Raw genomic sequence first — 18,031 nt, 5'->3', positions numbered from 1 at the left:
CCTACCCACCACCGCGGGGTGGGAAAAGGTAAATTTCCTTGCCGAAACCAGCAAGTTCAAGGGCTCTAATCACCTCCGACCCGTGATAGTTGATTAACGCCCGGTCCGAACCCTGTTTAACTACCAGGAGATAATCAAACATCTCCAGGAGTGCCCGTGCTGTAGGGTTAGTACTCTTACGTTTCCCCGGCAGGATTAAGGGGGACTCCTCTTGCTCCAGATTTTTTCTTACCCGATACTCCAGGTAAGCTGCCACCAGAAGGGCTAGCTGGAAAACAAACGACATGGCTTCTACCCGGTTCTTGTTCTTAAGGAAGATGGGCCCCAGGAGGACCGGCTGTTTTAAGAAACGGAACTGCCTCTCAACAGCGTTCTGTTCCTTATACTCCTTGAGCACCGCCCGGTCGGGGTAAGCTTTGGTATCCATGAGATTGGTAATGAGGACAAAGGTGGAAGCCAGGTCTTTTTCATGGGCCATTGCTTCCCGGTCTTCCTCTATTCTAATATGGGCATGGTAAACGACTGTGTTCTGGGGCTGCTCTCCTTTTTTGGGCCGCCCAGGTCGGACGTAGCTGCTCGCTATTTCTTCATCAACTGTGCCCTTTAGGATGAAAGGTTGGTGGCGGTATTCCCTCAAGAAGAGTTCTATGGCTTTTTTGGCGTCGGCCTCACAGGCGAAAGGGCGCCGGGAAAGAGCTTGGGCGGCCTTTTCCAGAACTTCTCTTTGCTTGGCCCACTTTTTCAAGAGACTATTCTCTTTGCGTTTATCCAGGGTTGTGGAGTGGACCACGATTAAACGAAAGTCATGGCCGCCTATTTCCCGGACAAAGCTCTGGCTTTTATAGTAGGCAGCATCTTTCTTTGAACTCAGTTTTCCGATCTCCTGCCAGGTGCCGGTTCGGAAGGCTTCGGCCTTAATCTCTTCGTTAAGGCCGAAGTTCTCCGGTAACAGGGAGATAAACTGGAGGGCGGGTTTGTTATCTTCCTCCTGCATCAAAAGAGCCAGGTTATCCTTAGTTACCAGGGCGCAGTCCGCCACGAAAATGACCTCTTTAAGCTTTGCCGGGCTCAATGTTTGGACCAATTCTTCAATAACCTCAGGGTACCAGGATTTATCACTGGTATTGCCGCCCAGACTTTGACCCAAAATGGGTAACCCATCTTTGTTTACGGTCAAGCCGATGAGAAACTGCTTGAGGTCAGGACGATGATCCTTGCTAAAACCGAAAGTTATATCTAAATCTCCTTCGCCCTCATAGGCGCCCTGTACGGAAATGGAGGTGGTATCCACATGGATGCCTGTAATGGGCACGTTGTGGGTAGCGGCGGCAGTTAAAGCAATGCTGGAGAACAACTTCTTCAGCTGGCCGCTGGCGAAGAGTTTATCCAGGGCCCGGCCCAGGGCATCATCGTTAAAATCTCTAGGCCGGACCTGTTGCTCAGCTCCAAACAAAACCTCCAGGTCCTGGTTCTCATAAAAGCGCTCCACATGATAGAGGGCCTCTCGGTCTACCAGGAGATTAATGATCAGCGCCTTAACCCGATTTCCCGGGGAAAGATGGCACTGGACCGGGTCCCATTCGACTACGGCATCAATGATTTCTGCTATCTTCAGAACGTCACATAACCTGGCGATAAGGGCTGCGGGACCGGCCCGGAAGAAGCGCATATTATCGATGGCTACAGGCATCGAACATTCCTCCAGAATTCTCTTAGAGGAATGATTCGATACTCAATTAGAAATTCCTGGTTAGAAGATTCTCTCTACTTTTATTTCCTTCTGCACCCTGTAAAAATTATTTTTGGGTTGCTCACAGGGTGCGGAAGATGGGTTATGATGACGCCGGGACTGGTAATTAACGAAAAGGTTAAGGTGTTCGGCCGGGTACCGGACAAAGAAGAGATCAAGAAATGGATACAGGAAGAAATAAGCCAGTAAACGGGAGATGAGCTGGTAGTGGCGAAATGCACATGCGAACCGGCGGAAATTATGCTCTTTCCCTGCGCGGGAGGTTCGAACGTAGGCCAGCTGGCCAACCAGGCGGCGGTAAAGCTGGATCAGGAAGGCGTGGGCAAGTTGTTTTGCCTGGCCGGGCTGGGCGGCCATGTGCAGGGCATAGTTGAGTCTACCAAGGTAGCCAAAAGGATTGTCGCCATAGACGGCTGTCCCATTGACTGCGCGAAGGCTACGGTGGAGCATGCCGGCTTTCCGGTGACAGACTATATTATGGTGACCGGGCTTGGCATCCGGAAAAAGCATGAATTTGCCTGGACGGATGAGGAGCTGGACCGGGTAATCGGGGCGGTAAAAGAATCCCTGGAATCGTAGCAGCAGGGCCACGGGTTATATTTACCGTGGCCCTGTGCTCATCTTGTAGCTTAAAGCATTTGTTAATGTTTCAATGACAGAGAGGGCATATACGCTTCAATCACAACACCTGGATAATGGGGAAATGCCGCAGCAACAATCTTCTGCTGACTGTTTACCCTTACTCCCTGCTGTATTTTCTTCTTTCTTACGTTTGGCCGCAAAGAAGCGCTTTAAATTGTCAGGCAGCTCCTTCGGTGCTTTCCTTTCTGCCGGAGCTTCCATACCGCCGCCGTAAACATGCTTCAAGATGGCCTCAATGATCATCCCTTTGGGAGCTTCGGTATATTCCTTGCCCTGGTATACCCAGACGCGGCAGTCCACATCTTCGCCGCAGAGGTCGCCGCAGGATTCGCAAAGGCTTTCCCTTACGTCCAGTTGGATATCCCGGCCGTCAATGCGGATGGTGGGAGAACTGACAAATCCCAAAGCCAGGGCCTGTTCTTCCGACTGGACGTGGATCTTTTTCAAGTTGACATTTATACCGGTAGCCTGCAATACCCCGGCCACTTCGTTGAGGGCTTCTTCCAGGTTACGTCCCGTACCCCGGCATCGGGTGCAGGCATCCAGGTCCAGGTAGAGAAACTCGATGTCAATGGTGCGCTGGCTATCCCAGGTTGCGGGCGAAGTTTCTAGTTCTTGCCCGGGAGTGTTCCCTGGACTGCCGGGCGCAGAAACACCACAGCAGCAACAGCTGTTAGCGGTTTGGTTTTCACCTTCAGGAATTTCTTCAATTTGAATTGAGCAACAGGAGCTTCCTTGCCGGCCGAAGACCCTGGCCAGCAATCCCTTTTTTTCCACCATAATATATTGCCTCCTTATGCAAAGATAATATTAAAAGCATACCCGGTCAGGACGGCAACCATTAATATGGTAAGGACGAAGGTTGCCACCAGGCGGGGTTTAAAGATGCTCGCCAGCAGGGTAACTTCGGGAATGCTGGCCCCGGCGCCGCCGATGATCAGGGCCATGAGGGTACCCAGGCTTATGCCCTTTTGAAGCAGAACCATACCAATGGGAATCATCGTTTCGACGCGGATATAGAGGGGGATACCGATAACCGCCGCCACCGGGATGGCCAGGGGGTTGCCGGGGCCGGCTACTCGGGCCACCCACTCGGCCGGGACAAAGCCGTAGATAAAGGCGCCTATCGCCACGCCGATCAGGAGATAGGGCAATACACCGGTAAACTGGTGCCATGCCCCGCTTAGGGAGCGAACCAACCGGGAGCGGAAATCATGACTTTCCTGGTTGTCGGCGTGGCCGCCGCTGGTGCGAACCCTCTTTACCTGGTCGGCCAGGCCCAGTTTTTCCCATGCGGCTCCAAGGACGACGCTAAGAATAAAGGTTATAACCGCATAGATCACTGTCGCCCGCCAGCCCAGGAAGGCCAGGAATAAGCCCAGGATGACGGGATTTAGGAGGGGAGAAGCCAGGAGAAAGGAACTGGCGGCGCCGAAGGGAGCGCCGGCGTTTATCAATCCCACCATAATAGGTATGGTGGAACAGGAGCAAAAGGGAGTAATGGCCCCCAGGGCCGCACCCAGGATGTTGCTCTGGCTCCGGCGTCCGGCAAGCAACCGCTGGACGGTTGTCGCCGGGATATATTCCTGCAGCAGTCCTACTAGGAAGCTGATACCGATGAAGAGGACAACCAGTTCGACGGTAATGATAAAAAAGAAGTGAAGGGCCTGGTTTAAGGAGTTGATGCCCATTTTTTGCGCCTCCCTAAGCATAATTATGTTTACCTAATATTAGAGGTAAGCTATCAATACCTAGATGGGCAATGCATAAGTCTAAACATATACCTTTCACCCCCGTTTGCGGCAGGGGAGCTGTAATAATTCATTTTAATTGCTCGTTACTTTCCTGTACCTTTACCGCCTGTAAAATGTAGCTGGTGACCTCCCGCCAGGCCTCGACGGCGATGCGGAAGGCTTCCTGTCCTTTTGGCGTCAGGGTATAAACCTTGCGCTCTCGCCCCCCGGCTATCTCAATGGTAGAAGTTACGTAGCCGCCCTCCTCGAACTCCCGGAGAACCGGGTAAATTGTCCCTTCCGTGGGCGTGCAGCAGCCCCTGGTGACTTCGGCTACGGTGCGGGCTATCTCGTAGCCGTGCATGGGCTGGGTGTAGAGGACCCGCAGGATAAAAAACTTCGACAGGCACATCTTGATGATGCCATTCCAGTACTCGCGATCAGTATAATCCATAATCACCTCTGCCTTTAACCTCTATACATAGATGGGCAATGCTTGCTGCTTGTATTATATGGTACACGTTTGTTGATGTCAAGGCATTTTCCAAAAGGGATGTTGATATTAAAGCGTATTTATTAGGAAAATTAAAGGTGGGGAGTTGGTATCACATGGGTAAAGTTCTTATTGCCCTTGATGAGGAAGAGCAACTAATGCTGCAACGCATCTGCCTGGACAAAGACGCCGGAGAAGCCCTGGAATTTGTATTGCAGAAAATCGCCCCCAAAATACCCAAAAAGATTCCTTGCTTGGCAGGAATGTTGATGCAACCGGAAAGGTAGAAGAATAAGCTAGAAGGTTATGGACCTTGATAAGGAAGCGGGAATAATATGGTAGGGAGAAACAGGGTGTAGGTAAGAAAGGGAGGATATTTGTGCAAAAGAAGCCTGTAATTCTTTTTCTCTGTACCGGCAATTCATGCCGCAGCCAGATGAAAAAGTGGAAGTGTACAGCGCGGGGATTGTACCGGCTGGCTTGAACCCCCGCGCTGTGACGGTGATGGCGGAAGCCGGCATCGATATTTCCCGGCAAACCTCCGACCCTATCGATCCTGAAATCTTAAACAAGGCTGATCTGATTGTCACCCTCTGCGGCGACGCCCGTGATAAATGTCCTGTGACTCCGCCAATATCCGCCGCGAACACTGGCCCCTCCGTGACCCGGCAAAGGCCGAGGGGGAAGAGGAAGAAATCATGGCCGTTTTCCGAGCTGTACGCGACGAGATCCGGTTAAAAGGTGGCTAAGCTCCTGGAAGATTATTAGCACTTCACGCGGGTTTAGCTCTTGGAGCCTTATTTTTACCGGATTGTTGCCAAGAACTCGACCTTATGGATCGAAACCGTTCATGGAGTCGGCTAATGTAGGAATCATGGGGCAATTAGGGTAGCCGATTTTTTTCTGGTTGACAGGAAGTCTTGTTAACGCTACTATATAAGTATTAAAGAATAAAAGAATGTAATACAAGAATAAAGTTGCAAGGAGTGTAAAAAAGTGAAAAATTATCCGCATAACGACAATATTCATCACCACCATCATCACTACAGCCACCTGGAAACAGGAACGGTAAGCGGCCTTAACCTGGTACTAACGATGTTGTTAAATCTAATTATTGCTGTGGCGGAGGTGATAGGAGGATTACTGTCGGGGAGCCTTTCCCTGGTTTCTGATGCCCTGCATAATTTAAGTGATGCGGCGGCCGTAGCTATCAGCCTGGCCGCGTTACGTTTTTCCCGGCGGGGGGCTACCCTGGAAAAAACCTTCGGTTTTCAACGCCTCGAGATCCTGGCGGCCCTGTTCAATGCCGCCGTATTGATAGTGATTTCCATCTTGCTTTTCAAGGAATCCGTGATCCGGTTATTGCATCCCCAGGCTATCAATAGCTCAATGATGGCAGGTGTCGGGGTCGTCGGGTTATTAGCCAACACCCTGGCGGTTTTTCTCTTGCGGCGCGATGCCGGCAAGAGCCTGAATGTGCGATCTTCTTACCTGCATTTATTCTCCGACGCTTTATCTTCAGTGGCGGTAGTTGGCGGAGGTATCGCGATCTATTTCTGGCATATCACCTGGATAGACCCCATCCTGACAATATTAATCGGGCTGTATGTTTTGAAGGAAAGCTGCGAAATTGTGGCTGATACCGTCCAAATTCTCATGGAAGGCACGCCCAAGGGAGTGGAGCTGGAGGAAATATATAAATCTATCAAGAGCCTGCCGGGTATCCGCGACCTGCACCATGTCCATGTCTGGCAATTGGGAGAGCGGCAGATTAATTTCGAGGGCCATATCGACCTGGAAGAGGATATAACTATCAGCGAATCGGAAAAGCTGCGCCGGCAAGTAGAAGTTTTATTGCGAGATAAATTTGGCATCGAACACGTCATGCTGCAGATGGAATACGAAGGTTGCCCTGGAACAGGGCTGGTTCGTAAAACCTACAGTCAATTAATTTGAACAACTAACCTTTGAGAGGATGATATTCATGGAACGCATCTATAATCTGAAAGCGGAATTTTTCAAAGCCCTGGCTCATCCCACTAGGGTGCGGATTATAGAACTTTTACGCCATGGTGAGCGCTGTGTTTGTGAGCTGATGGAAGAGCTAGAATTAGAACAGCCCAACATCTCCCAGCACCTGGCCGTCCTGCGCAAGCAGGACATTGTCGAGGCCACCAAAGATGGTTTACGGGTGATTTACCGTATCAAGGATCCCCGGATCATTACTTTACTGGACCTGGCCGGGGAGATTATCGCCAGGGAGATTGCCGAGACTATGGCGCTCATGCAGGGATTCAACAAAGGCAAAACAAAATGAAAGAAACATCGATACGCCTATTATTATATCGCATTATATATTAGTAAAATTGAATATAATAACCTTGACAAATAAGTAGAAAGTTATATAATAAACCTATCAAGAGCCGAACGGAATATATTTCCGGAGTATCAGGAAAGGGGAAACTAATATGCCTCAAGAAAAGCCGGGTTTGATCATGTGCGTCTGCACCGGCAAGTGCCCGGGGTTTGCCAAGATGGACATCTGGGACTTTATCAACCGCGTACGGGTCGAGTTACCGGTGGAGTACGGGTTTATCCATCCCCAGTTATGCGAGGAGGACGGCGACCGCTTCCTGGCCGACTTCCTCAAGGCCCACCGCAGGGTCATGATTGCCGCCTGCGCCCCCAACATGCAGAATAAAATGTTTCGGGACGCCTTGACGGCTGCCGGGATGGATTTAAAGACCGACTTTTACCCCCTGGATATCCGCGATTTGACCACCGAAGAAGCCTTCCAGAAAGTTGCCGACGCCCTTAAAGATTGGGAGGCGCGAGACAATGGCTGAAACTACTTTTATGGGCGTGCCGCGGGATAAAATCAACTGGGCGCCGGTGATTGATTATACCAGGTGCAACTACTGCCTGGAGTGCGCTAAATTCTGTCCCCATCAGGTCTATGAGGTGCGGGAGGAAGAGCCCCGGCTTATCGTGGCTAATCCCAACAATTGCGTCGTCTTCTGTCGTGCCTGCGCCAAGACCTGCGGACCGGACGCCATTTCTTTTCCCGAAAAATCCCGCGTCCTGGAAGCCATCAAAGCCCTGCGTCAGCAAGAAGGGGGTAAATAGCCGTGGCGGCAAAGTATGTTATCTTACCCTGTAACGGCCTGGATAAAGAGGCCGGATGCCTGGCCCGGGAACTGGCCCTCAAAATGGCGGCAACTATGGACGGCGAGATCATCTGCCCGGTGCTTTACCAGACGGCGCCGTCACGTTATGCCTTCCTCCTCCAGGAAGGAAACCTCATAGTCATCGACGGCTGCGCCACCCGCTGCGCCAGCCGGATTGCGGCCAACAATAACCTAAAGATTTACCGCAAGATAACCATGACCGAAGAAGCTAAGAAGAGGGACTATAACCCCAGCCCGGACTGGCGGCTGGGGTCAGGTGCGGCGGCCTTCGTAGAGGATGTCTGGCGATCCTGGCAGCCCCTCCTCAGGGAGCAGGAACCTGGCGGCCGGGCGCCGGAAGACAGCGGCCTTTTTGCCGGCCCGCTGGAATACGCCGTCCATCGCCACGATAAGTTTATCTTCCGGGTGCCCCTGGAAGGCTTTTATTTCAACGAGAACGACTGCTGGGTCCAGGTCCGGGGCAACAGGGGCCGCGTAGGTATCAGTGACTACCTGCAGCAAAACCTTTCCGATATCACCTTTGTCACGCCCCCCGAACCTGGTACGGAAGTAGAGCAATTCGGGGAGATGGGCACCATCGAATCGGCCAAAGCGGTGTATGAACTGGTTTCCCCGGTTACCGGTAGAGTGGTGGCCGTTAATGAAGCCGTCCTGGAGGCGCCGGAACTCATCAATGAAAACCCCTATGAAAAGGGTTGGATTGCCGAACTGGAACTGACCAACTTCGAGGCCGACCGCGAGTTTTTACTGGACGGGCGGCGCTATATGGAAGTATTGAAGGAAAAGGTGGCTGATTTCAATGCCGGGAAATAGCTCCCGCAAAGTTTACGTCATCCCCTGCAGCGGCATCGGCAAGATGTACGGACTCCTGAGCCGGGAAGCAGTTTTAAAGACTGTAAAAGAGCTGCGGCCCGATAAAGCGGCAACCATGTGCCTGGCCCTGCTGGTTTACGGCGACGATGAGGCCAGGAAGGAGATCAACGGGGCCAGGTGCATTACCGTGGACGGCTGTCCGAAGCTCTGCGCGGCCAAGAACGTCGAGCACGCCGGCGGCGTGGTGGTGGAAAGGGTCCGCGCCGTGGACGCCTTCCGCAACCACCGAGGTGTCGATGCCGGTACCGCCGCCCACCTGACGGCGGCAGGGTGGCAGATTGCCGACGAGCTGGCCGCCGACCTGGCCGCTAAAGTCGACCGCTGGTATGACGCCGGGGGAGAGCAATAAACGCCTGTGGGGGAGGAGAAAGCATGAGCGAAGAAGGAAGATTATCGGTGGGCCTGATTTCCTGCAGCGGCGAGGCCTGCCCCGGGGGGACTATTTCCCGCCTGGCCACCCAGAAGGTGCTGCGCTCCATCAGGCCGGGCTATAATTTCGTAACTATATGCCTGCCCCTGTTTATGGCCGGCGGCGAGGAAGAACGCAACTTCGCCCGCGATTATCCCACGATAACCATTGACGGGTGCGAAAAATGTTGCGCTTTAAAGGCCACCGAAGCCTTGAGCGGGCCGGTGAGCGGCAAGGTGGTTGTTACCGATCTTATTGCCAAAGAAGACATCGGCGAAGGCACTTTATCCATTCGGGAGCTTACAGGGGAGCAGAAGGCCATGGTGGATCAGGTGGCGGCCGCTATCCTGGAGCAGGTGACAAAAATTAAGCAGGAGGGATAAAGTTAAAAATGGCTAAAGTGAAAGTGGAGATTTACGACTACCAGAGCAGCGGGGGAGGGTGCAGTTGCGGTTGCGGCTGCGGGCCGGTTATGACCCCGGCGGCGATTAAAAAGCAGGTCGGCGAGTTGCAGCGGCAGCTTGAGGAAAAGTTCGCCGGCCAGGCGGAGGCGGTTTACATCGACCTCCGGACCGTACCCCGGGAGCAGATACCGTCCGAACTACGGGCTCTCACCAACGGTGCCTACCCGGCGCCTCTGGTGGTGGTCGACGGCACGCCCCGCTATGCCGGTGATATCCCCTTTGAGGAGATAATAAAAGAAGTAGGAAATATTCTTGCTTAGTTGTCCGGGGCCGGACAGGGAGGATAGGAGGTTATCCTCCCTTTTTCAAATTCCGGAAAAAGTTAAGGCCGAATAAAAAGGCCCTGACAGGGGGGTGTAAATAGTGGTCATTTACCTGGATAACGCCGCTACCACCTTTCCCAAGCCGCCGGAGGTCTGGCAGGCCATGGAGCATTTTATGAAGAATATCGGGGCCAGCGCCGGCCGGGGCGGCTACCGCCGCGCCCTGGCGGCGGAAGAAATAGTCTTCCAGTGTAGACGGCTGCTAGGGAAGTTATTTAACATTGACGACGCCACGCGCATCGTTTTTACGGCCAACGCCACCGAAGCCATTAATTTAGTCCTCAAGGGTTGGTTGAATCCCGGGGATCATGTCATTACTACGGCTATGGAACATAATGCCGTCTGGCGGTGTTTGAAAACCCTGGAGAAGGAGCGCGGGATAAGCATTACTGTAGTGCCCTGCCGGGAAGACGGCGAACTGATGCTTCCGGAGCTGGAGGCGGCCTTCCGGGAGGAAACGCGCCTCCTGGCCTGCACCCATGCCTCCAATGTTACGGGAACAGTGATGCCGGTGCAGGCAATTACGACCGTAGCCCACCAGTACGGAGTGCCGGTTCTGCTGGACGCCGCCCAGACGGCCGGGGCATATCCCATAGATGTCCAGGAACTGGATATCGATTTCCTGGCCTTCACCGGTCATAAAGGCCTGCTCGGCCCTACGGGTACCGGCGGCCTCTATATACGTCCCGGTTTCGACCTGCGTCCCCTGAAGGAAGGTGGGACGGGGTCGGTGTCCCGCCTGGAATACATGCCTGAGGGCCTTCCGGATCGCTTTGAGGCCGGGACATTGAATATGGTAGGTATTGCCGGCCTTAAAGCGGCGGTGGAATATATACTTAACCAGGGAATCGACCGCATCCGTGCCCACGAGGAAGAGCTGACGGCCAGGATGCTGGCGGGGTTGGAAGGCTTACCCGGCGTGACCGTCTATGGCCCCCGGGAAACGGAGCGCAAGGTGGGCGTGGTGTCCTTTAACCTTAAAAAACTGGCCCCGGAAGAGGTGGCCTACGCCCTGGACGAAGGCCATGATATTATGGTCCGGGTGGGCCTGCACTGCGCGCCCCTGGCCCATAAAACCATCGGCACCCTGGAACGAGGAACGGTGCGGGCCAGTGTGGGTTATTTCAATACCTCGGAAGAGATAGACACCTTTTTAGCGGCGATAAAGGAGATTATTGAAATATCAAGCTGAAGCGTTTGAGAAACTTCGCTATTTTAGACCATTTTCATGATGGTTGTGTTTGACACTCATGAGAGTAGCGGACAGAGGGGAGGTACTGCCCGTGTTTCTGGAAAAAATAGACGTCACCAAAGTGGAAACCTGCCTGGCCGATGCGGAAAAGATCCGCCTGCAGGCGGTTTTGAGCCAGGACATTGAGGAGTTATTACCCTACCTCAATACCGTGATTAAGAATGCCGTATATAACCATTACGGCAAAAACCTGACTTTTATGAAAGAGTTCAGGTTGATTACCCTCTACTCTCGCAAACTCACCATGGCCAAAGCGGTCAATATGACGGACGCCCTCCAGGTGCTGGAATGGCTCAAAGATTTAATCAACGACACCCACCAGCGGCAAAAGGAAATCACCCCTACTTTCACCAAAAAGGAAAGGCCCACAGCGCTCAAAATATACAAATGGCTGCCCGGGACCAATTGCCGCCGGTGCGGCCAGGTGACCTGCCTGGCCTTTGCCGCCAGGTTACTGAGCGGCGAAAATACCCTGGAAGATTGCCCGCCCCTGGCAGAGCCAGACAATAGTGAACGCTTTAACGCCCTGCAGGGGATGCTGGGATAAACTATGGATTGGTCATCTGGCGGCGGTAGAATTCCGCCTTATCTTCCGCGCCTATAAGGCGATCGATAATATAAGCAATGGCCAGTATCCCGGGGACGTTGACCAGCCAGCGGGTAAGGGCGAACTTTATTCCTAAGGCCGACATTTCAAATAAAAACATGGGGATTTTTAAAGTCGACCAGGAACAGAGGAAGATAATAATGTTGCTGTATTTAGTACCCTTCTTCGCCATGACGGCGGCCACCGGGAAGGCGCCGTAGAGGGGCCCGGCGGCGGCCGCCCCCAGCACTATGCTTAAGACAATGCCCTTTAGCCCGGAGCCTTCACCCAGGTAGCGGATAATCGTTTCCCGCGGTACCCAGACATCTAAGAGGCCCAAAAGGAGAAAAATCGGCGGGATAATGGCGAGCATCTCGACAAAGTTACCGGCGGTGTATTTGAAAATTGTTAAGCCGGTGTCTGGATGAAAGATTGTTATTATCACATCAAAGAGGATAATTAATAAAAAGTAGCGGTAAGTTTTAATTAAGTTAAGTAAGTTCACGATCCCACCACCATCCCGATGATAATAGCCACGATAAAGGAAAAGACATAGCTCAACGAATTACGGAGGATAGTTTCTCTTTTACCGAAATACCTGCTTTCCAGGGGGGCGGTGACGACACCCACCATCATCAAGGTGGAGACAAAGACGGCCATCTGCATGATACCGGCGCCCCGGTCGAGCAAAGATTTGGCCAGGGGAAAGGCGACGAACCCGGGAATAAGGGTGATGGAGCCGACTATGGAGCTGGCCAGCATGCCGGCGAAGCCGCTGTTTTTGCCCACCAGGGCGGCAATGGTATGAGGTGACAGGTAAGTCAGCATGATCCCTATCAGGGCCAGGACGACAGCAAAGTCAGGTAAGATGTTCGTAAAGGCCTTCCAGCCTTTCATTAAAGCCAGCTGGGTTTTATGACGGTCTTTCCCAAAAGAAATTAACAGGCCACCCAGAGCCAGCAGGTAAAGAAGCAGGGTAAACATGTTATCTCTCCTTTATCTGTTAAGCATCTTGTTGACGGGATGGAATTATTGGTTTATCCTATTACTGGATATTAACACACATATGTAAATAGCAGATAGGGAGTGAATCCATGTGCGGTTATGAACCCGGCGGGCATCACAGTCGCTGCGATTGTCGTGGTGCCCGCATGGAAGGCTTTTTGCAGCCCTGCTTATTGTTGCTGCTCTATGAGAAATCCACCCACGGTTACGAGCTAATAGAAAGCATGAACCGCCTGGGGTTATGGGATGGCGTTCCCGATGCCGGGGCCGTTTACCGCAACTTAAGGCGCCTGGAGGAAGAAGGCCTGGTACGGTCCCACTGGTCGACCAGCGGCCCGGGACCGGCCCGCCGCCGGTATGAGATAACCCCGGAAGGAGTAGATTATCTCCATGACTGGGCGGTGACCATCCGGCGCAATAAAGCCGCCCTGGAAACCTTCCTGGCGCGATATGAAAAACTTTTTAGCGGGCACGACACGGATGCGGCGAAGGGGTATTAAGCCCCTTCGCCCAGTTCCTTCAGCCTTTCCTCCACGGCTTTTACTTCGGCCTGCAGCTCCTTGAGATACTCCTCCAGGCGGGCTTTTTTCTCTGCGGTGGTTAAAAAGCGGCGGTGGAAGCCTCCGGGGTGATGGCCATGGCAGCAACATCCCCGCCGCGGGTCGCAATCATGGCTCTTAAACATTGTTTCTTCTCCTCCTTTTTTGATTAGCTTATATATGCTATTAACATATATAAGCTAATTACATGATACTGCTGGTTAATGTTTGTGTCAAGGGGTATCCCCGCCTTTTATCGCGTATCACCGGCCGGTTCTAGCCCGGCCGGGGCGGCCATGTTGGCCCTTACCACCAGGGCCGCCAGAATAATTAGCAGGAAGAAAGAAAAAGCATAGACCAACAAGCAAGACTTAAGTCGAACTCTTAAATATTATTGACAAAGGCTCCTGAACTGTAATATTATATAATTAATAACTTATATAAGGAGGTGAAGAAGTGACATTGAAGGAGTGGGAAAAGGCCTTCAAGGCCCTGGGCCAGCACCTGCGGCTCAGGATTATCACCCTGCTGGCCGAACAGGAGCTGTGCGTCTGCGAGCTGGAAGAGATCCTGGGCATCACCCAGCCGGCCATCTCCCAGCACCTGCGGGTCCTGAAAGAAGCTGATCTGGTCTGGGAGGAAAAAGTGAGCCAGTGGGTCTTTTACCATCTCAATAAAGAAAAACTGGCTGCGGTCCTCCGGGGCTGGCTGGATTATCTGGATGTGCCCCTGGCGGAAAAGAAAGAGTTTACTGCCGACTACCATAAGCTGCTGCAGCTACTGGACAACCCCAAGGTTGCCTGTCGCCCGCTCCGGAAGATGGGCAGTAATAAAGAAAGGGAAAGTTAAACGCAAATCAGTAGTGATGAGGAGGTTTTAGTTTAATGACGACAGCAAACAACAGCCAACCTGTGGCCAGGTTATCCCTGCTGGACCGCTTTTTGACTCTCTGGATCTTCCTGGCCATGGCTTTCGGCGTGGCCCTGGGTTATCTTGTGCCCGGGGTTGCGGAAGCCCTTGATAGAATGTCTATAGGCACGACATCAATCCCCATCGCCATCGGCCTGATCGTCATGATGTACCCGCCCCTGGCCAAAGTCAAGTACGAGGAACTGGGCAAGGTGTTCCGCAACGGAAAAGTTATGGCCCTGTCCCTCGTCCAGAACTGGATTATCGGTCCCGTCTTGATGTTTTTCCTGGCCATCATCTTTTTACACAACTACCCGGAATACATGGCCGGCCTCATCCTAATCGGCCTGGCGCGATGCATTGCTATGGTCATTGTCTGGAACAGCCTGGCCCGGGGAGACGCCGAGTATGCCGCCGCCCTGGTAGCGCTGAACTCCATCTTCCAGGTTATCTTTTATTCAATTTACGCCTATATTTTCATCACCCTGCTGCCGGCGTGGCTGGGCTTCCAGGGGATGAAAGTCCACGTCTCCATCGGCGAGGTGGCCACCAGCGTGGCCATTTACCTGGGTATCCCCTTTGTGGCCGGCTTTTTGACTCGCTTCATCCTGGTGCCGACAAAGGGCAAGGAATGGTATGAGAAAAACTTTGTTCCCAAAATCAGCCCCCTGGCTCTAATCGCCTTGTTGTTTACCATTGTGGTTATGTTTTCCCTGAAAGGCCAGTATATCGTCTCGTTGCCCATGGATGTGGTAAGGGTAGCCATTCCTCTGATCTGCTACTTTGTTATCATGTTTTTAATTTCCTTTTTCCTCAGCATGCGCCTGGGGGTCAACTACGAGCAGACCACGACCCTTTCCTTTACGGCCGCCAGCAACAACTTTGAACTGGCCATCGCCGTGGCCGTGGCCGTCTTCGGCATCAATTCCGGCCAGGCCTTCGCCGCAGTCATCGGTCCTCTTATTGAAGTGCCGGTAATGATCGGATTGGTGAACGTGGCCCTGGGTTTCCAGCGGCGGTACTATGAAGCGGTACCGGGCAAGAAGTAGCATGAAAGGCGGGATATCGAACAGAAAAAGTGAGGCTGTAAGCCTCACTTTTGCTATTACATTGTAGGGGGATAGACAGGTAAGTTTTACTTGTTGGCCCCTACGGGAAGTGTTAAAATATTGGCAGAAAGGAGAGGGGAAGGGGATGGCCATGTCGGAAAAAGAAATAATAGAAGGCGCTCGGAAAGAGATTGCTGCGGCTTCAGAAGGCGTGGAACCTAAGATAGCGGAATTCGGTTATTATCATTTGGCCCAGCGGACGGACAACCTCTCCTTGCGGATAGACAATTTATCCCAGCGTATTGACGGCCTGAAAGATAGTCTAGAGGGGAAAATAGCAACCCTGGACCAAAGAATAGATAATTTACGCCAGGAGATGAAAGGTAAGCGTAAAATAGCCCCCACCTATCACCGAGGTGGGGGCAAAAACAAGCTTAACTATGCATACGGCAAACAGGAGGCAAAGTTTCCGACCAAGGCAGGAGTTGATCCAGGGCATCTTTATCCTGGAGGTCCAGGTTGGGTAATTTTTCAAAGAGGTAAATAAGGTACTGGAAGGGATTTAACTCGTTTTCTTTTGCCGTTTCTATGATGCTATAGGTAATGGCGCTGGCTTTGGCACCCCGCGGGGTGTTGGCAAACAACCAGTTCTTGCGGCCGATGACGAAGGGCTTGATGGAACGTTCACTCCGGTTGTTATCGAGTTCCAAGCGCCCGTCTTGTAAAAAAGCGGTTAGTTTATCCCATTGGCTAAGACAATAGTAAATCGCCTGCCCAAAGGAGCTTTTGGGCAGCACCTGCGCTTTCTGTTTTTTTAGCCACGCCAAAAAGGCGTCCAGCATGGGCCGGCTGCGCACCTGGCGGATTTGATATCGTTCCTCTGGTGGAACTTCTTTCAGGTCACGCTCTATGGCAAAAAGCTGGTTGCAGTACTCCAGCCCCTCCCTGGCAGCCACGGCTGCCGAACGTTTCGCCTCCGGCAGGGCCTTGAGCGCCTCATCGAACTTGCGCCGGGCATGGGCCCAGCAGCCGACCAGGGTGACATCTGGAAGTTCATTGTAGCCGGCATAGCCGTCAACGTGCAAATAACCCTTAAAACCTGACAGGAAGCGGCGGGGGTGTTTGCCGGCCCGGGTGGTCTGGTAGTCGTAAAGGATGATGGGGGGTCCGTCCCGCCCGGTACGGTAAAGCCAAAGATATGATTTGGTGGTAGCTTCCCTCCCGGGTTCCTGCAGCACCTGTAAGGTGGTCTCGTCGGCATGGAGGATATCTCTTTTAAGCAGGTATTCATGGAGGCGGTCATAAATATGGGTTAGCCAGGTGTTGGCTCCATGGAGCACCCAGTTGGCCATTGTCTGCCGGGAAAGGTCTATCCCCAAACCTTTAAACTGCTGCTCCTGGCGGTAGAGGGGTAGGCCTGCCCCGTATTTCTGGGTCATGATGTAGGCCAGGAGGGAGGGAGATAGGGGGCTGCCGGGAAGTACAGGAGCAGGCATGGGTGCCGTGATAACGGGAGTACTTATCTCCTCCTTCTCGCAGCGGCGGCAGGAATAGACGTAGCGCACATGTTTGACCACTTTCACCTGGGCGGGGATTACTTTGAGTTCCTGCCGCACCTCGGTGCTCATTTCATGCAAAGGGCCGCCGCAACACGGGCAGACCCGCTCTTCTTCCGGCAGGCGGTGCTCTATTACTTCTACCGGCAGTTCTTCCAGGTTCATATCCCGGCGGCTGTGTTTTTTGCGGCGCTGGTAGGTGATGGTTTCCAAATCCGGCTCAGGTGCTTCCGGCCGGGCTTCCGCTTCCGCTTCGTTAAAAAGTAAAAGCTGCTCTTCTAAAGGCTTGGTCCGTTCGCTGGAAACACCGAATTGCCGCTTCTTGCTTAAACGAAACTGCTCCATAAACCAGTTTAGCTTGGCGGTTAGTTCGGCATTCTCCCGTTCCAGCTGAACACAGCGCTCTTGCAGCTCTTCTATAGTCATGGCAGCGATAGATTGAGAAGTGTTCATGCATTAATGATTCGACGAATCGCTTCGAATTCCTCTAGAATCAACCATAAACAGAAAATATTTCTTTCTGGTACTTTATATTACAAGATGGTGCGCGCTTTTACCTCGGGATGGGCTTGGGGCTGTTTTAAGGGGAGGCCGTCAAGCAGCCAGCGCAGCTCCCGACGGCTTATGGTGATGGTTGCCGAAGTGGTATCTTGAGGCCATAGGAATTTGCCCTTCTCCAGCCGGCGGTAATAAAGCCAGAAACCGTTGTGCTCCCAGTGGAGGATCTTTAGTTTATCCCTATTGCGGTTACAGAAAACGAAAAGGCAAGAAGAGAAGGGGTCCAGTTCAAACCCTTCCTTGACCAGCACCGCCAGGCCGTCAATGGACTTGCGCAGATCCGTTGCACCGCAGGCGAGATAAACCCGGTCGATGCCTGTTTCGTTTAGCATAAAGCCACCAGCGCCTTAACCACCTGAGAAAGCAAGGCGGGATCAAAGCCGGGCTTTACTTCGATGCTGACCGGTCCTACATTAACCAGTAAAGCGTGGCCCTGTTCTATAGAAGCCTGCTCGGTTATTTTTACCGGCAACCACCGGTTTGAGTTTCCCGGGGAAACCGCATCCTGGTTTTTATACTTCCGCAGCCAGTACCATAATTGCTTGGGGTTAACGTCCTCATGGGAGGAGCACCATTCTTTTACGCTCTGCCCACTCTTCTTGTATTCAGCTATCCGGGTTTCCCATAGTGCTTGCCGTTCGGCTTTGGTCATAAAAAATCCCCCTCCATTGATGTTCTTGAGGGAGATTATCCTATAAATGT

At 52.6% G+C, this 18,031-nt stretch carries 26 protein-coding genes and 2 pseudogenes; 18 read left to right on the top strand and 10 right to left on the bottom strand.

Going from position 1 to position 18,031, the window contains the following annotated elements; genetic code table 11:
• Position 1 precedes the first annotated feature (1 nt).
• Positions 2-1,690 (bottom strand): IS1634 family transposase, encoded by a 1,689-nt coding sequence (locus MCACP_RS12370; protein ID WP_406677048.1) that lies wholly within the window; start codon positions 1,688-1,690, stop codon positions 2-4.
• 141 nt (positions 1,691-1,831) lie between these two features.
• Between MCACP_RS12370 and MCACP_RS12365 the strand changes: the two are divergent.
• Both MCACP_RS12365 and MCACP_RS12360 read left to right on the top strand, forming a co-directional pair.
• Positions 1,832-1,939, top strand: a pseudogene (locus tag MCACP_RS12365) (thioredoxin family protein); the annotation flags it as partial.
• Positions 1,940-1,957: 18 nt separating this feature from the next.
• A complete protein-coding gene (locus MCACP_RS12360; RefSeq protein ID WP_406677046.1) occupies positions 1,958-2,329 on the top strand; it encodes a putative zinc-binding protein in 372 nt (123 codons plus the stop codon).
• Between the two features lie 96 nt (positions 2,330-2,425).
• Here MCACP_RS12360 and MCACP_RS12355 read toward each other — a convergent pair whose 3' ends face one another.
• From MCACP_RS12355 to MCACP_RS12345, 3 genes are all read right to left on the bottom strand, one after another.
• A complete protein-coding gene (locus tag MCACP_RS12355) occupies positions 2,426-3,172 on the bottom strand; it encodes a DUF2703 domain-containing protein (RefSeq protein WP_406677045.1) in 747 nt (248 codons plus the stop codon).
• Positions 3,173-3,186: 14 nt separating this feature from the next.
• Entirely contained in the window at positions 3,187-4,083 is an 897-nt protein-coding gene (locus MCACP_RS12350; protein ID WP_406677044.1) for a permease, read from the bottom strand.
• A gap of 130 nt (positions 4,084-4,213) precedes the next feature.
• Complete coding sequence (locus MCACP_RS12345; RefSeq protein ID WP_406677043.1) at positions 4,214-4,579, bottom strand: PadR family transcriptional regulator; 366 nt, start codon at positions 4,577-4,579, stop codon at positions 4,214-4,216.
• A 155-nt stretch (positions 4,580-4,734) separates the two neighbouring features.
• On the opposite strand from MCACP_RS12345, the gene MCACP_RS12340 reads away from it, so the two are divergent.
• The 12 genes and pseudogenes from MCACP_RS12340 to MCACP_RS12285 all read left to right on the top strand — a co-directional run bounded on the left by MCACP_RS12340 (position 4,735) and on the right by MCACP_RS12285 (position 11,674).
• Complete coding sequence (locus MCACP_RS12340) at positions 4,735-4,905, top strand: hypothetical protein (RefSeq protein WP_406677042.1); 171 nt, start codon at positions 4,735-4,737, stop codon at positions 4,903-4,905.
• A 149-nt stretch (positions 4,906-5,054) separates the two neighbouring features.
• Positions 5,055-5,367, top strand: a pseudogene (locus MCACP_RS12335) (arsenate reductase).
• A gap of 247 nt (positions 5,368-5,614) precedes the next feature.
• Entirely contained in the window at positions 5,615-6,574 is a 960-nt protein-coding gene (locus MCACP_RS12330) for a cation diffusion facilitator family transporter (protein WP_406677041.1), read from the top strand.
• A 28-nt stretch (positions 6,575-6,602) separates the two neighbouring features.
• Positions 6,603-6,935: an ArsR/SmtB family transcription factor gene (locus MCACP_RS12325; RefSeq protein ID WP_406677040.1), complete on the top strand. Its 333-nt coding sequence runs from the start codon at positions 6,603-6,605 to the stop codon at positions 6,933-6,935.
• Positions 6,936-7,086: 151 nt separating this feature from the next.
• Positions 7,087-7,464, top strand: coding sequence for a hypothetical protein (locus MCACP_RS12320; RefSeq protein ID WP_406677039.1), 378 nt, complete (start codon positions 7,087-7,089; stop codon positions 7,462-7,464).
• Complete coding sequence (locus MCACP_RS12315) at positions 7,457-7,744, top strand: 4Fe-4S dicluster domain-containing protein (RefSeq protein ID WP_406677038.1); 288 nt, start codon at positions 7,457-7,459, stop codon at positions 7,742-7,744. Before MCACP_RS12320 ends, MCACP_RS12315 begins: the two co-directional genes overlap by 8 nt.
• A 2-nt stretch (positions 7,745-7,746) precedes the next feature.
• Positions 7,747-8,619: a glycine cleavage system protein GcvH gene (gene gcvH, locus MCACP_RS12310; protein ID WP_406677037.1), complete on the top strand. Its 873-nt coding sequence runs from the start codon at positions 7,747-7,749 to the stop codon at positions 8,617-8,619.
• Positions 8,606-9,028 (top strand): putative zinc-binding protein, encoded by a 423-nt coding sequence (locus MCACP_RS12305; protein WP_406677035.1) that lies wholly within the window; start codon positions 8,606-8,608, stop codon positions 9,026-9,028. The genes gcvH and MCACP_RS12305 overlap by 14 nt, the downstream gene beginning before the upstream one ends.
• Before the next feature lie 23 nt (positions 9,029-9,051).
• On the top strand, positions 9,052-9,471 hold the full coding sequence (locus tag MCACP_RS12300; protein ID WP_406677034.1) for a putative zinc-binding protein: 420 nt from the start codon (positions 9,052-9,054) through the stop codon (positions 9,469-9,471).
• An 8-nt stretch (positions 9,472-9,479) separates the two neighbouring features.
• Entirely contained in the window at positions 9,480-9,812 is a 333-nt protein-coding gene (locus tag MCACP_RS12295; RefSeq protein ID WP_406677033.1) for a hypothetical protein, read from the top strand.
• Positions 9,813-9,915: 103 nt separating this feature from the next.
• On the top strand, positions 9,916-11,067 hold the full coding sequence (locus MCACP_RS12290; RefSeq protein WP_406677032.1) for a cysteine desulfurase: 1,152 nt from the start codon (positions 9,916-9,918) through the stop codon (positions 11,065-11,067).
• A gap of 91 nt (positions 11,068-11,158) precedes the next feature.
• Entirely contained in the window at positions 11,159-11,674 is a 516-nt protein-coding gene (locus MCACP_RS12285; RefSeq protein ID WP_406677031.1) for a (Fe-S)-binding protein, read from the top strand.
• Between the two features lies 1 nt (position 11,675).
• On the opposite strand, the gene MCACP_RS12280 is transcribed toward MCACP_RS12285, so the two are convergent.
• Together MCACP_RS12280 and MCACP_RS12275 are read right to left on the bottom strand one after the other, a co-directional pair.
• Positions 11,676-12,218 (bottom strand): permease, encoded by a 543-nt coding sequence (locus MCACP_RS12280; protein WP_406677029.1) that lies wholly within the window; start codon positions 12,216-12,218, stop codon positions 11,676-11,678.
• Positions 12,215-12,697, bottom strand: coding sequence for a permease (locus MCACP_RS12275; protein WP_406677028.1), 483 nt, complete (start codon positions 12,695-12,697; stop codon positions 12,215-12,217). The genes MCACP_RS12280 and MCACP_RS12275 overlap by 4 nt, the downstream gene beginning before the upstream one ends.
• A 110-nt stretch (positions 12,698-12,807) precedes the next feature.
• Between MCACP_RS12275 and MCACP_RS12270 the strand changes: the two genes are divergently transcribed.
• A complete protein-coding gene (locus MCACP_RS12270; RefSeq protein ID WP_406677027.1) occupies positions 12,808-13,218 on the top strand; it encodes a PadR family transcriptional regulator in 411 nt (136 codons plus the stop codon).
• Here the strand turns inward: MCACP_RS12270 and MCACP_RS12265 are convergent.
• Positions 13,215-13,403, bottom strand: coding sequence for a DUF5320 domain-containing protein (locus MCACP_RS12265; protein WP_406677026.1), 189 nt, complete (start codon positions 13,401-13,403; stop codon positions 13,215-13,217). The genes MCACP_RS12270 and MCACP_RS12265 overlap by 4 nt on opposite strands.
• A gap of 310 nt (positions 13,404-13,713) precedes the next feature.
• Here MCACP_RS12265 and MCACP_RS12260 point away from each other — a divergent pair, with 310 nt between their 5' ends.
• The 3 genes from MCACP_RS12260 (at position 13,714) to MCACP_RS12250 (ending at position 15,762) form a co-directional block, all read left to right on the top strand.
• Positions 13,714-14,106, top strand: a complete 393-nt coding sequence (locus MCACP_RS12260; protein WP_406677025.1) for an ArsR/SmtB family transcription factor — start codon at positions 13,714-13,716, stop codon at positions 14,104-14,106.
• Positions 14,107-14,141: 35 nt separating this feature from the next.
• On the top strand, positions 14,142-15,215 hold the full coding sequence (gene arsB, locus MCACP_RS12255; RefSeq protein WP_406677024.1) for an ACR3 family arsenite efflux transporter: 1,074 nt from the start codon (positions 14,142-14,144) through the stop codon (positions 15,213-15,215).
• Between the two features lie 145 nt (positions 15,216-15,360).
• Positions 15,361-15,762 (top strand): hypothetical protein, encoded by a 402-nt coding sequence (locus tag MCACP_RS12250; RefSeq protein ID WP_406677023.1) that lies wholly within the window; start codon positions 15,361-15,363, stop codon positions 15,760-15,762.
• Here MCACP_RS12250 and tnpC read toward each other — a convergent pair.
• The 3 genes from tnpC to tnpA form a co-directional block, all read right to left on the bottom strand.
• A complete protein-coding gene (gene tnpC / locus MCACP_RS12245) occupies positions 15,650-17,224 on the bottom strand; it encodes an IS66 family transposase (protein ID WP_406676602.1) in 1,575 nt (524 codons plus the stop codon). The two genes, MCACP_RS12250 and tnpC, sit on opposite strands and share 113 nt — an antisense overlap.
• Before the next feature lie 80 nt (positions 17,225-17,304).
• Positions 17,305-17,661 carry an IS66 family insertion sequence element accessory protein TnpB gene (gene tnpB, locus MCACP_RS12240; RefSeq protein WP_406676603.1) on the bottom strand — a complete coding sequence of 119 codons (357 nt, stop codon included), beginning with the start codon at positions 17,659-17,661 and terminating at the stop codon, positions 17,305-17,307.
• Positions 17,655-17,981 (bottom strand): IS66 family insertion sequence element accessory protein TnpA, encoded by a 327-nt coding sequence (tnpA, locus tag MCACP_RS12235; protein ID WP_406676604.1) that lies wholly within the window; start codon positions 17,979-17,981, stop codon positions 17,655-17,657. Before tnpA ends, tnpB begins: the two co-directional genes overlap by 7 nt.
• Positions 17,982-18,031 lie beyond the last annotated feature (50 nt).

Source organism: Neomoorella carbonis (assembly GCF_045278715.1).
In the GTDB taxonomy this organism is placed as follows: Bacteria; Bacillota; DSM-521; order Neomoorellales; family Neomoorellaceae; genus Neomoorella; species Neomoorella carbonis.
The sequence above is the reverse complement of the archived record's forward strand: the minus strand, read 5'-3'. Positions and strand labels throughout refer to the sequence as shown.